Genomic DNA, 14,167 nt, shown 5'->3' with positions numbered 1-14,167 from the left:
ACGCGAACAGCCCGAGGAGGGCCCGTGACAACCCCCGACTGGTACGTCTTCACAGGCTCGGGCGAGCCCCACGCGGGCATCACCCGGCTGCCCGCCCCACCGCCCTGGCGTGACTTCGACGGCGGCCCGCCGCTGACCGACGTACCGCCCCTGGGCACCGAGTCCACCCGCCGCCTCGGCAGCCACGGCACCCGCGCCCCGGCCTGGCGCGCCGAGGAACTGGACCTGGTCAACGCCGCGTTGCACCTGCGCCGGCCGTTGCTCGTCACCGGCGACCCCGGCTCCGGCAAGTCCACCCTCGCGCACGCCCTCGCCCATGAACTCGGCCTCGGCCGCGTGCTCCACTGGCCCATCGTCAGCCGGACCACTCTGCGCGACGGTCTGTACAGCTACGACGCCATCGCCCGGCTCCAGGACATCCAGATGGCCAGGGAACTCGGCGAGCGGGCCGGCACGGACATCGGGGAGTACGTGCGCCTCGGGCCCCTGGGCACCGCCCTGCTTCCGTACGCGCGGCCGCGCGTGCTGCTCGTGGACGAGCTCGACAAGAGCGACATCGACCTGCCGAACGACCTGCTGAACGCGCTGGAGGAAGGCGAGTTCACCATCCCCGAGCTGCAGCGGATCGCCCGCGTGGAACCGACCGCCGAGGTGCTCACCGACGACGGCGGCCGAGCCGCGGTGACCGACGGCAAGGTACGCTGCCGCGCCTTCCCGGTGGTCGTGATGACGAGCAATCGCGAACGGGACTTCCCCGCCCCGCTGTTGCGTCGCTGCGTCCACCTCGATCTGCCCTCGCCGACGAACGACCGCGCGGGCGCCGACCGCCTGGCCGCCATGGTCAGCGCGCACTTCGGCGACGGGGACGCAGCGGAGTACGAGACGCTGATCCAGCACTTCCTGCAGAGCAGCCCCGGCTCCCTGCGCGCCGCCGACCAGCTTCTCAACGCCGTCTACCTGACCCAGCAGTCACTGCGCACCGCCCACCCGGACCGGCAGCGGCTGGCCGAACTGCTGATGCGCCCGCTCGACCACGGCGACCACGGAGCGCGCTGATGAGTGCCGGGGGCGCGATCGGCAGGCTGGCCGAACGGCTGCGCGCACTGGGCGCCGAGCCCTCCGCCCGCGAACTCGCGGAGGCCTTGTGGCTGGCCCGCCATGTGACCCCCGTCGAGCCGACGGCCCCGCCCGAGTCACCCCCGCGGCCCCACCCGGCCCCTGCGGACGACGAGCCCCCGCCCGCCCGGCGACCGACTCCGGAACAGCGGGATCCCGCCGGTTCCGAGTCCGACCGGGCCCGCCTGTATCCGGACCCCACGCCCTCCGGGCCGCGCGCCACGACGCCCCCGCTCGGCGACTCCTTCATCCGCGTGCGCGTCCCCGCGGCCACCGCCCTGCCCCGCTCCCTCCGGCTCCAGCGCGCCCTGCTGCCGCTCCAGCGCTACCACCCACCGGTCCGCGCCGTCGCCCACCGGCTGGACGAACAGGCCACCGCGGAACGCGCCGCGGAGACCGGCCTGCTGCTGCCCGTCCGCACGCCTGTCGTCCGCCGCCAGGCCCGGCTGCGGCTGCTGATGGACGCCTCGACGTCGACACCCGTCTGGGACAAGGCCCTCAGCGAGCTCAGCCAGATCTGCGCGGGCACCGGCGCCTTCCGCGAGGTGCTCGTCCACTACGTCCACGAAGGCCCCGACGGCGCCCTCCTCGTCGCCCCCTCGCGCCGCCGCGACCGTGCGCCGCGCCCCGCCGAGCAGCTGCGCGACCCGACCGGCCATCAGCTGACCCTCGTCCTCAGCGACTGCGCGGGGCCGCTCTGGCGCGACGGCCGCATGCAGCGACTCCTCCACGACTGGGCGCAGGCGGCGCCGGTCGCCGTCGTCCAGCCGTTGCCCCAGCGGATGTGGCAGCGCACCCACCTGCCCGCGCTCCCCGGAACCCTGCGCCGCCGTGAAGGCCTGGGCGCGCGCATGGACTTCACCCCCGCCCCCTCGCCGGCCGGCGCGCTGCCCGTGCCGGTGCTCGGCCTGACCGGCGCGGCGTTCGGCACCTGGGCGAGGCTGCTGTCCGGCAGCACGGGAGTGACCCTGTCGGCCGCCGCGGCCTGGGTCCGCGCGGACCACACCGCACCGGAGCGTGACCGGGCGGGGCGCCGTGAGCCGGCCGAGGAGCCGCTGACCGTCTTCCGCGCGACCGCTTCCCACCACGCCGTCGAGCTCGCCGTGCTCCTGTCCGCCGTACCGCTCACCATCCCGGTGATGCAGCTCGTCCAGCGTGCCATGCTGCCCGCGACCGGCCCGGCCGTGCTCGCGGAGGTGATCCTGAGCGGGCTGCTGCGCAGGGGCGGGCGTGACGACTGGTACGAGTTCCTGCCGGGGGCGCGCGAACAGCTCCTGAACCTGCTGCCCCTCGGCGACGCCCTGCTCGTGCTGAAGCACTGCGGCGACTACGTCGACCGGCACTTCGGCCGGCGGGCCCGCAACTTCCCCGCCCTGGCCCACGCCCTGCTCACCGGCGGCGAGCTGCCGAGGGGTGCCGAGGCGGGCGTACCGGGGGCGTTCGCCGAGGTGTCGCGGATGGTGGTGCGGCGGTACGGGGGTGAGGTGGCGGTGCCGGAGGAGCGGCAACGCAGGACGGCACCTCTGGAGGAGCCCGTGACTCCCGTGCGCTGCACCATCCTCTACGCGGGCTACGACCGGCCGTGGGCGGCCTGGGCCGGGCGGGTGCTGAATTCGTACGGCATGGAGGTCGTCGAGACGCGGTGGGATCCGGGGCCGTACCGGGACCTGGTCGACGCCCTGGCGACCGTGCGCGACCTGGGTGTGACGCGTCCGCCCGCCGGACGGGTGCTGGTGATGCTGAGCGAGGCGCTGCTCCAGCCCGGTGTCCGTCGACCTGACGAGTGGTGGGACGCGCTGTACCTGGTCGGGGAGGGAAGGCCCGGCCTCTTCGCCCTGGTCGCCCTCGGGATGCGGCTGACGGAGGAGAGCTGGCCCGGCTTCCCTCCGGCCTTGGACGCGGTCGGTGAGGCGGAGGCCGAGGAGCTGTTGCTCGAGGCGCTCGACCTCGACATCGGGGGCTCGGTCACACGTCGTCGGGCAGGGGCGACGCGATTCCCCCGAGCGATGAGGGCCGACGAGGCGCAGGTGCCCGCGCGAGACCCGTACTTCACCGGACGTGGCGACCAGCTCCACGCCCTGCCCGAGCGCTTGCGGCAGGCCCGGCGGGCCGGAGCCGTCCTCGTCCTGAGCGGCGAACCGGGCGTCGGCAAGACCGCGATGGCGGTCGAGTACGTGCATCGGTTCGGGGACGACTACGACGAGGTGCGGTGGACGGCGTCGGGCGACCACCCCGGATCCGTGCGGCGGCGCTCGAAGCCGGACAGCCTCCTGTGGGTCGTCGACGACTGGGACGGCCAGGACCTCGACGCACTGACCGAACTCACCGCGCACACCCAGGTGCTGGTCACGGCACGAGCGGTGCCCGACTCGCCCCGCTGCCGTGTCGTTCCCGTCGGTGCCCTGTCCCGCCAGGACTCGGTCGCCTACCTCATGCGGATGCTGCACGTGTCCCGGGGGGAGGCCGAGGCGCGGGCCCAGGCCTGTGCCGACCATCCGGCGGCCCTGGCACGGGCGGTGGACCGGACGCCGGTGCCGACCGCGTACGTGAGTCCCGTGCACCGGTTGGACGCACTGACCCACCGCTGTGTGGTGGGCCTCAGCGCCGACGGCACGGCCGAGACGCACACCGGCTGCGGTGTGCTGGTGGCGCCGGGATGGGTGCTGACCGCGGCGGACGTACTCGGCGAAGCGGACACGGTCGTGGTCACCCTGGACGACGGACGCAGGCTCCCCGGCCAGTTGGTCCATGACACGGCCGGGCCCGTCGAACCCCGACCGGCGCTCGTGCGGCTCCCCGAGGGGGTCGAGCACGAATGCGTGTGGCTCGCCGATCCGGGGCCGCGACCGAGCGAGGTACTGGTGCAGGGGCTGCGCGCCCTGCCGATGCGGCTGGCGCGCTGGACCGGCACGGGAGAAGTGGCCGAGGCGTTCGGTCCCGGGTTCCGGGTGCCCGGCATCGACCTGCCGCCGTCCGCTGTCGGCGGCCCCGTCATCGACCGGAATCTCGGGACGGCCGTCGGCCTGGCCTGGCTGGGCCCGCCCGGCCCCCCGCGGAGCATGGTCTTCGCGTCCATGGGGGCGTTGCGTGCCCGGTTCGAGGCATCCGAGCCGACGGCACGCCTGTGGCACGACATCATGCGCGCACACGACCGGTACCACCTCGGCCGCCTGGACCACGCCGGGAGCTGGCCCGCGGTCCAGGAGAGCCTCGCGCAGGAGACGGGGGACAGCCCCGCGGCCCTCACTCCGGCGCTGCGCACCCGCCTGTACGGAATCGTGGCGGCCCTCACCCCACCGTCCTGCCGCGATGAGGCGCGAGGCCCGTTGGAACTGGCAGGCGTAGAGGTGGACGAGGCGCCGCGCGACTGGGGGGACGGGCTGCGGCTGTTGGCCGCGTACGGCCAGGGACTGGAGGTCATCGCGCTGTGCGCCGCGCACATCTGGGCCCATCGCCTCGGGGCGGGCCATGGGGAGGACCACCGGGCGCTGGTCGAACTGCGGGGGTGGACGGAGGATGTGGCTTTCAGGTGTCTCGACGGGGAGGCACGGCGACAGGTGCTCGGCGTCCTGAACAAGGGGCGGTCACTTGCCCGTTCGGACATCTTCGTCGAGTTGGTCCAGGCCCCCGGCGGGCACGGCTGGCGGCTGTGCCGCCGGGCGGGGGAGGACCTGCGGACCGTTCAGGAGAGCTCCGGCGGATGGCCCTCGCCCCTGTCGGCGTACCGCCACAGCGAGTTCGAGGCGGCCGTCAGGTTCAGCGAGGCGCACGGTGAGCGGGCACACGTCGTCTTCGTCGTGCCGCCCGGTCCCCTGCTCGACGAGCCGTTCGAGGAATGGGAGACCGCACACCAGCGGTTGGGGCAGCGCTGCCGGGTCAGTGTGGCGCTGGAGCGGGAAAGCCTGTTCCACCAGGACGACGAGGCATCACGGCGATTCCGCTGGGCCGGCGTCAGCAACGGCCCGCTGCGGCCCCTGTCCCTCGTACACGAGTCCGGCCGGGACCCGCACGCCGAGCTGCTGTTCGCGCCCCTGGCGACCGTGCCGGTCCACTGCGGGTCGCTGAGCACCGGCAGGGGAACCGGTGCGTTGGAGGCGGCGCTGGGCGGCGGGTACGGACTGGTGCTGTGGCGGCGCGGCGACGACCACCGCGACTGCGCGGAGTTCCATGCCCGGGCCGCCGAGTTGGTGTCCACCGCCGGTACGGTGGCGGACCTCCTCGAACGGGTCCGCCTGCTGCGCGCCGACCAGGACGCCCCCGCTCACGCCTGGGCCCGGGGCCTCGCGGTCCTCTACGACCCGCCCCTCGGGCACTCGCTCTTCTGAGGACGGCTGGGACAAGGAACCGGCCCCGACACCTCGGACGAGGCGTCGGGGCCGGTTCCGTCGGTCACCCGGTGTCAGAGGCTCAGGCCTCGAACACCTCACGCACCAGCTGCTCCTGCTCGGCCTGGTGCCGCTTGGCGGAACCGACGGCCGGGGACGAGGAGTGCGGACGCGAGATGCGGCGCAGGCGCTCGCCGTGCGGGACGTCCGCGCCGACCGCCAGGTCCAGGTGGTCGATCAGGTTGAGCGCGATGAACGGCCACGCACCCTGGTTCGCCGGCTCCTCCTGGGCCCACAGGTACTTCTCGGCGTTCGGGTACTTGGCGATCTCGGCCTGGATCTCGGCACCCGGCAGCGGGTACAGGCGCTCGATGCGGAGGATCGCCGTGTCCGTGACGCCGCGCTTCTTCCGCTCGGCCTCGAGGTCGTAGTAGACCTTGCCGGCGCAGAAGACGACCTTCTTGACGGCGGCCGGGTCGACCGACGCGTCGCCGATGACCGGCTGGAACTGCCCGGTCGTGAACTCCTCCGCCTTCGCCGCGGCGGCCTTCAGACGCAGCATCGACTTCGGGGTGAAGACGACCAGCGGCTTGTGGTGCGGGTTGTGCACCTGCCACCGCAGGAGGTGGAAGTAGTTCGACGGGGACGTCGGCATCGCGACCGTCATGTTGTTCTGCGCGCAGAGCTGCAGGAACCGCTCCGGGCGGGCCGAGGAGTGGTCCGGGCCCTGGCCCTCGTAGCCGTGCGGCAGGAGCAGGACCACACCGGAGGTCTGCGCCCACTTCTGCTCGGCCGACGAGATGAACTCGTCCACGACCGTCTGGGCGCCGTTGACGAAGTCGCCGAACTGGGCCTCCCACATCACGAGCGCGTCGGGGCGGGCCAGCGAGTAGCCGTACTCGAAGCCCATCGCCGCGTACTCGGACAGCAGGGAGTTGTAGACGTTCAGCCGCGCCTGGTCCTCGGAGAGGTACTGCAGCGGCGTGTACTCCTCGCCCGTCTCACGGTCGATGATGACCGCGTGGCGCTGGCCGAACGTACCGCGCTGCGAGTCCTGGCCGGCCAGGCGGACCGGGACGCCCTCCAGCAGCAGGGAGCCGACCGCGAGGGTCTCGCCCATGCCCCAGTCGATGGTGCCGTCCTCGACCATCGACGCCCGGCGCTGCAGCTGCGGCAGCAGACGCGGGTGGACGGTGATGTGGTCGGGGATGTTGACCTGGGACTCGGCGATCCGCTTGACGACCTCCGAGGTCACCGCGGTGTTCACGGCGACCGGGAACTCGGCCTGCGGGTCCGAGGGCTCCGCGGCGGCCGGCTGCGAGGTGGCCTCGCGGACCTCCGTGAAGACCTTCTCCAGCTGGCCCTGGTAGTCCTGCAGCGCCTGCTCGGCCTCTTCCAGGGTGATGTCGCCGCGACCGATGAGGGACTCGGTGTAGAGCTTGCGCACCGAGCGCTTCTTGTCGATCAGGTCGTACATCAGCGGCTGGGTGAAGGCCGGGTTGTCCGACTCGTTGTGACCGCGGCGGCGGTAGCAGATGAGGTCGATCACCACGTCCTTGTTGAACGCCTGGCGGAACTCGAAGGCGAGCCGCGCGACGCGGACCACGGCCTCCGGGTCGTCGCCGTTCACGTGGAAGATCGGGGCCTCGATCATGCGGGCCACGTCGGTCGAGTACATGGAGGAGCGCGAGGACTCGGGCGCCGCCGTGAAACCGACCTGGTTGTTGATGACGATGTGGACCGTGCCGCCGGTGCGGTAGCCGCGCAGCTGCGACATGTTCAGGGTCTCCGCGACCACACCCTGGCCCGCGAAGGCCGCGTCGCCGTGCAGGGCGATCGGCAGGACCGTGAAGTCGGTGCCGCCCTTGTTGATGACGTCCTGCTTGGCGCGGACGACACCTTCGAGGACCGGGTCGACCGCCTCCAGGTGCGAGGGGTTGGCGGTCAGCGAGACCTTGATCTGCTCGCCGTCCAGACCGGTGAACACGCCCTCGGCGCCCAGGTGGTACTTGACGTCGCCGGAGCCGTGCATCGACTTCGGGTCGAGGTTGCCCTCGAACTCACGGAAGATCTGGGCGTACGACTTGCCGACGATGTTGGCGAGGACGTTCAGGCGGCCGCGGTGGGCCATGCCGATGACGACCTCGTCCAGGCGGGACTCGGCGGCCGAGTCGAGGACCGCGTCCAGCAGCGGGATGACCGACTCGCCGCCCTCCAGGGAGAAGCGCTTCTGGCCGACGTACTTCGTCTGCAGGAACGTCTCGAAGGCCTCCGCCGCGTTGAGCCGGCGCAGGATGCGCAGCTGCTCCTCGCGCTCCGGCTTGGAGTGCGAGCGCTCGATGCGGTCCTGGATCCACTTGCGCTGCTTCGGGTCCTGGATGTGCATGAACTCGACGCCGGTGGTGCGGCAGTACGAGTCGCGCAGCACGCCGAGGATGTCGCGCAGCTTCATCATCGACTTGCCGGCGAAGCCACCGACCGCGAACTCGCGCTCCAGGTCCCAGAGGGTGAGTCCGTGCTCGGTGATGTCCAGGTCGGGGTGCTTGCGCTGCTTGTACTCCAGCGGGTCGGTGTCGGCCATGACATGGCCGCGGACCCGGTAGGAGTGGATCAGCTCGAAGACGCGGGCGGCCTTGGTGACGTCGTCGTCGTGCGAGGCGTCGATGTCCTTGAGCCAGCGGACAGGCTCGTAGGGGATGCGCAGGGCTTCGAAGATCTCGTCGTAGAAGCCGTTCTCGCCGAGGAGGTAGTTCGCGACGACGCGCAGGAACTCGCCCGAGGCGGCGCCCTGGATGACCCGGTGGTCGTAGGTCGACGTGAGCGTCATGACCTTCGAGATGCCGAGCTTGTTCAGGGTGTCCTGGGAGGTGCCCTGGAACTCCGCGGGGTAGTCCATGGAGCCGACGCCCATGATGACCGACTGGCCGGGCATCAGACGCGGCACGGAGTGGACGGTGCCGAGGCCGCCGGGGTTGGTCAGGGAGACCGTCACGCCGGTGAAGTCGTCCATCGTCAGCTTGCCGTCGCGGGCGCGGCGGACGATGTCCTCGTAGGCCTGCCAGAACTCGAAGAAGTTCAGCGTCTCGGCCTTCTTGATGCCGGCGACGACGAGCTGGCGGTCGCCGTTGGGCTTCACCAGGTCGATGGCCAGGCCGAAGTTGACGTGCGGCGGCTTGACGAGGGTGGGCTTCCCGTCCTTCTCCGCGTAGTGCCAGTTCATCGACGGCATGGCCTTGATGGCCTGCACCATCGCGTAGCCGATCAGGTGCGTGAAGGAGATCTTCCCGCCCCGGGCGCGCTTGAGGTGGTTGTTGATGACGATGCGGTTGTCGAAGAGCAGCTTCACCGGCACCGCGCGCACGGACGTGGCCGTGGGCAGTTCCAGCGAGGCGTTCATGTTCTTCGCGACCGCGGCGGACGGGCCGCGCAGCGTCACGTACTCGGGACCGTCGGCGGCTGCGGCGGGCTCGGCCTTCTTCGGCTGAGCGGGCTTGGCGGCCGGGGCGGGCTTCGCCGCAGCCGGGGCCGGAGCCGGGGCGGCGGGCGCGGCGGCCGCGGGAGCCGGCGCGGGGACCGACGGAGCGGCAGGCGCGGCCGGAGCAGCCGGGGCGGCGGGAGCCGCTGGAGCGGTGGTGGTCTCTGCGGCCCCCGCGGCCGCAGTACCCGCCGGAGCCGGGGCGGCGGGCGCCCCCGGCTTGTAGTCGGCGAAGAAGTCCCACCAGGCTCGGTCTACCGAATTGGGGTCCTGGAGGTACTGCTGATAGATCTCGTCGACGAGCCACTCGTTCGCACCGAACGCGGCCGCGGGGTTCTTGCCCGCTTGGTCGGTGTCGGTCGAGATGCTCGAGTTACTGGGGGACTGTGGCGACACGGCGGCAACCGCCCTCTTCCGCTTCACAAGGTGATGGACAGCGGGAATAAAGGCTACGCCCCTATGGCCGGGAAGGTCAGGCTGAGCAAGGTCATCGTCGCGTAAGTCACATCGGAAAGCGTGTTTCGTGCCTGGAAATGGCGGGAAACAAGCGTGGTTCCGCTTCAGCTGGGAAGGCGCGACCGCGGCCCGGCACGCCGAGGGCGCGGGGCTCTGCCTGATCACACGTGTCCGTCAGCCGGGACGCACGTGGATCTTGGTGCTCCGCTTCGAACTTTACGTCAACTTGGCAAAGATGGCTGCCCTGGAAGTGTGACAAGAATCCGGCAGCCCCGCTCGGATTCGGCCACTCCGATCCGGCCGCCGTGCAGATCGACGGCCCAGCGTGCGATCGCCAGCCCCAGCCCCGTACCGCCGTCGCTGCCCGGCCCGTGCGGCCGGATCACGGCGCCCCGGTTGAACCGCTCGAAGACCCGGTGCCAGTCCGACCGCGGAATGCCCGGACCCTCGTCCAGGACCTCCAGCTCCAGCGACTCCGGATACGCCCCGCGCCGCGCCTTGACCGTCACGCGGCCGTGCGGCGGGCTGTGCTTGATCGCGTTGTCGATGAGGTTGGCGACGACCTGGTGGATGCGCTCGGGGTCGGCGTGCGCGGTCAGCTCCGGCGGGGAGACGTCGAGGTGCAGATGGACGTCCGTGCGGGTGTGACTGCCGGAGCCCGACGCCATGCCCCCGCGCGCGGAGGCGACCATGTTGGCCTCCTTCAGCACGCCGGACAGGTACGGCCAGACCTCGAAGCGCCGCAAGCGCAGCGGTACGACGCCGTTGTCCAGGCGGGAGAGGTCCAGCAGCGTCTCCACGAGCCGGCCCAGCCGCTCGGTCTGCTTCAGCGCCGTGCGCATCGTCTCGGGGTCGGCCTCGGCGATGCCGTCGACCACGTTCTCCAGGACGGCCCGCAGGCCCGCGATCGGGGTGCGCAGCTCGTGCGAGACGTTCGCCACCAGCTCCTTGCGCTGCTGGTCCTGGGCCGCCAGCTCGTCGGCCATGCGGTTGATCGTCTCGGCCAGGTCGCCCAGCTCGTCCCGGCGGTTCTCCCGCACCCGGCGCGTGTAGTCGCCGTGCGAGATGGACCGGGCCACCGCGTTCATCTCGTCCAGCGGCGCGGTGAGCGAATGCGCCACGAACTGCGTAATGAGCAGGGTGGCGATCATCGAGAAGACCGTGATGAAGCGCAGCTCCGTCTGGGTACGCACGGCGATCATCGACAGGCCGGTGGTGATCAGCACCGCGATGATGACCAGCGCGCCCAGCTTGGTCTTGATCGAGAACGGACGTACGCCGCCCCAGGGCTCCCCGGGGCCTCTCCGCGCGGCCGGCCCGTCGCTCATGGCGTCGGGGTCTCCAGGGCGTAGCCCACGCCGTGCACCGTACGGATCCGCTCGGCGCCGATCTTCCGGCGCAGCGCCTTGATGTGGCTGTCGACCGTGCGGGTGCCGGAGGCGTCCGCCCAGTCCCACACCTCGGCGAGCAGCTGCTCACGGGAGAGCACCGCGCGCGGGGTGTTCGCCAGGCACACCAGGAGGTCGAACTCGGTCGGGGTGAGGTGAACATCCTCACTGCGCACCCGCACCCGCCGCTGCGCGTGGTCGATCTCCAGCTCACCGAGGCGCAGGATGCCCGAGCGCGGCGTCGTGGCGGCCAGCGCGGCCCGCTCGACGCGGCGCAGCAGCACGTGCACGCGTGCCGCGAGCTCCCGCATCGAGAACGGCTTGGTCATGTAGTCGTCGGCGCCGACGCCGAGCCCGACCAGCATGTCGGTCTCGTCGTCACGCGCGGTCAGCATCAGCACCGGTACCGGCCGCTGGGCCTGCACCCGGCGGCACACCTCCAGGCCGTCGAAGCCCGGCAGCATGATGTCGAGGATCAGCAGATCGGGCTGCCAGGCCTCGGCCGTGTCGACGGCCGCCGGACCGTCGCCCGCGGTCTGCACGAGGAAACCCTCGGCGCGCAGACGGGCCGCGATGGCGTCCACGATGGTCGGATCGTCCTCGACCACGAGGACCCGGCGCTGAGCGCCGGGAGTCGCCGCCGTGCCGTTGTGGGAGGTGTGTGTCTGCTCCATCGCCCGCCCCAAAGTTGCTTTCCGGAATCCGTGGGGTGATCCCGCTATCTGGCTATGCCTGCGCATGCTTGCGATTGACGCTTGAATGATCCGCGTCAGGTGAGCAGAGTACGGGGAGTCACCGTGCCACGGCTATCCAGGTCGTACGGCGAGGTGTACGACGTCCGGAACGCCCCGGGCAACGGGGATCTCTTCGGTACGCACCTGTTGGAATCCGGCATTACACAAGGTTTCTTCGAATTCCGGAGAGGGCTGGGCGGACCAAACGGCCAGCACCCCACCCGGTCTCAACGCCCCTGCGCAGGCCGCCAGTCCAGTCGGTGAGTACAGACTGTCGTTGCCCTCGGTGACGGTCCAGCCGGGTCCGTTGTCGATGTCGAGACACAGGGCGTCATACGTGTCGTAAGTCTCATGTACGTGCGCCACCAGATCCGTTTGCAGAATCCGGGTGCGCGGGTCGGCGAGGGCGCGGGCGGAGAAGTCGGACAACGGCCCGTCGAGATGCCAGCCGATAATCGCCGGCTCGCGCTCGACGACGGTGATCCGTTTCGGGCGCGGATCGGCTGCGGCGTGTGCGAGCGAGAACCCGACGCCGAGCCCGCCGATCAGCACGTGCGGCTCCGGCCGGCCGCCCAGCGCGCCGAGCGCCGCGTCGACGAGCAGCCGCTCCGAGCGCCCGTCGGAGGTGTCCATCAGAAAGCAGCCGTTGGCGATGATCTGGAGCAGTTCGCCGTGCCGCCGCAACACGATCTCGCCGTACGGGCCTTCGCGACGGTCCAGGACTTCGGGGATGTCGTACGAAGTGGGCATCCGGCCATCCTGGCAGGTCGGTCCGGGACGGCCGAGGGAAATACGTCAGCGGGTGACGTCCGGCAGGGGGATCAGGGGAAGACGCGGGATCTTCTTGAGAGGTTGCTGAGAATCCGCTGTCATGTGGCGCTGGTCACAGACATGGGTGGGGGGCGGGCCGAGGGTGGGGAAAACGGAAGGAGCGCCTCACCGTGGAACGAACCGTGACTGGCCCTTCCGGCGACGCGGGTCTGCCCGAGGTGGCCGGGCTGCTGGACGGGATGCCGCGCCAGCGCGGACCACTGAGCGTCGCTCCCGCGCCGTCCTCGGCGCCGGAGATCGCCGATGCGACGCGGGCGACCGGCGTCACCGTGGCAGCCGCGACTGCTGAGGCCGCCGAGGCTGAGGGCGCCGCACCCCGGACCCGCGCCTTCCGCCCCTGGCGTCTGCTCCCCACCCCCACCGCAACGCCCTTCACTTGCGCCTACGCCGCCGTCCTGACCGCCACCTCGCTGATCGCCACCTACGCCGACCCCGCCCTCGTCCACGCCCTGCACCAGGGCTCCAGCACCGATGTGGCGCACCTCGTGCGGACGCCCGTGCTGGTGCTGATCGCCAGCGCGCTGTGGATCGCGGGCGGGATCATGGCGCCGTACACGCTCGGCTTCCTGCTCGGGCTCACCGCGCTGGAGCGGCGCATCGGCGGCGCTCGCACGGCCGTCGTCTTCCTGCTCGGGCACGTCCTGGCCACCCTCGCGACCGAGGTCCCGGTCGGGATCGCGGTGCTGGTCGGCCACCTTCCCGACAGCTCGCTGCACCGCCTCGACTACGGCATCAGCTTCGGCGTCGCCACGAGCGTCGGCGCGCTGGCCGGGCTGCTGCGGCCGTGGCTGCGGTGGCCGGTGCTGGTGCTGTTCGGCGGGATGCTGGTCCAGGACCTGCTCAATCTCACGGATCCGCTGACCAATTGGGGACATCTGATCTCCCTGGTCATCGGGATCGCGCTGTGGCCGGTGGTGCGCCGCTGGTACGCCCCTGGTTCAGCCGGCCACGGGCGACCACACGTACGGCGTGGTCGTCGTCACCGCCTCGAAGCCCAGCCGCCGCAGGATGGGCGCGCTGTCGTCGGAGGCGTCGACGTGCAGGTAGCCGACCCCGCGTGCGACGGCGAGGGCGGCGCGGGTGGCGACCAGCGCGCGGTAGATGCCCTGGCCGCGCCACTCGGCCAGCGTTGACCCGCCCCACAGGCTCGCGAACTCGGTCCCCGCGCGGAACACCAGCCACGCCGCGGAGACGACCTGGCCGTCCGCCTCGGCGACGTACACGGCGACCTCGTCCGGAGCGGACGCGACGCGGCCGATGAGATCGTCGGCGAGCCAGCTCCAGTCCTGGCCCCACACGACCGACTCCATCGCGGCGATACGGCGCATGTCCGCGTCCGCCGTGACCCCCCGCAGCGTCACGCCCTCCGGCAGGACGGGCTGCCGTACGGCCATGTCGGCGGCCCGTCCCACCAGGACCGTCTCCTCGTCCTCGGGCAGGAAGCCGGCCCCGCGCAGGCGGTCGGTGAGGTCGGCCGGGTCGTCGTGGGACCGCGTCTTCCACTCCACCGCCTCGCCGCGCGCCGCGAAGTAGTCGCGCTGCCGGGCGATGAGCCGGTCGAGCTCGGCGCCGCGTACGCCGAGCGAGCGCGGGCCGCTGACGAGGCCGCGGAATCCGCCGACGATCCGCAGCAGGGGACCGTCCTGTTCGTACGTCACGCCGACGGGCGGGGTCGGGGGTGCGCCGCGCATCTGGTCGTCGTAGGCGGCGAGAAGGGTCTCTGTGTCTGTCGCGGTGTCTGTCACGGGGAGACGGTGAGGGAAGGAACCGGCCCCCGGCAACCGTTTATTCGCGAAAGCCGAGGTCACAGTCGGTGCCGCGGATGATCGCTCACAGCGAACG

7 protein-coding genes and 1 pseudogene are annotated in these 14,167 nt (G+C 71.6%); 3 read left to right on the top strand and 5 right to left on the bottom strand.

The genetic code is table 11. The annotated features are described in order from the left end of the window. The first annotated feature begins 24 nt into the window (after positions 1–24). Together QQM39_RS13500 and QQM39_RS13495 are read left to right on the top strand one after the other, a co-directional pair. A complete protein-coding gene (locus QQM39_RS13500; protein WP_301996946.1) occupies positions 25–1,056 on the top strand; it encodes a MoxR family ATPase in 1,032 nt (343 codons plus the stop codon). Beyond that, a complete protein-coding gene (locus QQM39_RS13495; RefSeq protein ID WP_301996945.1) occupies positions 1,056–5,441 on the top strand; it encodes an SAV_2336 N-terminal domain-related protein in 4,386 nt (1,461 codons plus the stop codon). Before QQM39_RS13500 ends, QQM39_RS13495 begins: the two co-directional genes overlap by 1 nt. Before the next feature lie 82 nt (positions 5,442–5,523). Here the strand turns inward: QQM39_RS13495 and QQM39_RS13490 are convergent, their stop codons facing one another. The 4 genes from QQM39_RS13490 to QQM39_RS13475 form a co-directional block, all read right to left on the bottom strand. Beyond that, positions 5,524–9,312, bottom strand: coding sequence for a multifunctional oxoglutarate decarboxylase/oxoglutarate dehydrogenase thiamine pyrophosphate-binding subunit/dihydrolipoyllysine-residue succinyltransferase subunit (locus QQM39_RS13490; protein ID WP_301996944.1), 3,789 nt, complete (start codon positions 9,310–9,312; stop codon positions 5,524–5,526). A 281-nt stretch (positions 9,313–9,593) separates the two neighbouring features. Continuing rightward, positions 9,594–10,700 carry an ATP-binding protein gene (locus QQM39_RS13485; RefSeq protein ID WP_301996943.1) on the bottom strand — a complete coding sequence of 369 codons (1,107 nt, stop codon included), beginning with the start codon at positions 10,698–10,700 and terminating at the stop codon, positions 9,594–9,596. Then, entirely contained in the window at positions 10,697–11,434 is a 738-nt protein-coding gene (locus QQM39_RS13480) for a response regulator transcription factor (protein ID WP_003997964.1), read from the bottom strand. The genes QQM39_RS13485 and QQM39_RS13480 overlap by 4 nt, the downstream gene beginning before the upstream one ends. A gap of 132 nt (positions 11,435–11,566) precedes the next feature. Next, a complete protein-coding gene (locus QQM39_RS13475; protein ID WP_301996942.1) occupies positions 11,567–12,244 on the bottom strand; it encodes a spermidine synthase in 678 nt (225 codons plus the stop codon). A gap of 260 nt (positions 12,245–12,504) precedes the next feature. On the opposite strand from QQM39_RS13475, the pseudogene QQM39_RS13470 reads away from it, so the two are divergent. Continuing rightward, positions 12,505–13,185: pseudogene (locus tag QQM39_RS13470) on the top strand (rhomboid-like protein); the annotation flags it as partial. A gap of 78 nt (positions 13,186–13,263) precedes the next feature. Here QQM39_RS13470 and QQM39_RS13465 read toward each other — a convergent pair. Then, positions 13,264–14,016, bottom strand: coding sequence for a GNAT family N-acetyltransferase (locus QQM39_RS13465; protein WP_302003575.1), 753 nt, complete (start codon positions 14,014–14,016; stop codon positions 13,264–13,266). Positions 14,017–14,167 lie beyond the last annotated feature (151 nt).

The sequence above is a fragment of the Streptomyces sp. DT2A-34 genome, assembly GCF_030499515.1.
GTDB lineage: Bacteria > Actinomycetota > Actinomycetes > Streptomycetales > Streptomycetaceae > Streptomyces.
This window is presented reverse-complemented; position numbering and strand designations above follow the sequence as displayed.

Coding starts and splice junctions, on each gene's coding strand:
- QQM39_RS13465 (WP_302003575.1), bottom strand. CDS start 14,016: ATGCGCGGCGCACCCCCGACCCCGCCCGTCGGCGTGACGTACGAACAG.
- QQM39_RS13480 (WP_003997964.1), bottom strand. CDS start 11,434: ATGGAGCAGACACACACCTCCCACAACGGCACGGCGGCGACTCCCGGC.
- QQM39_RS13485 (WP_301996943.1), bottom strand. CDS start 10,700: ATGAGCGACGGGCCGGCCGCGCGGAGAGGCCCCGGGGAGCCCTGGGGC.
- QQM39_RS13475 (WP_301996942.1), bottom strand. CDS start 12,244: ATGCCCACTTCGTACGACATCCCCGAAGTCCTGGACCGTCGCGAAGGC.
- QQM39_RS13495 (WP_301996945.1), top strand. CDS start 1,056: ATGAGTGCCGGGGGCGCGATCGGCAGGCTGGCCGAACGGCTGCGCGCA.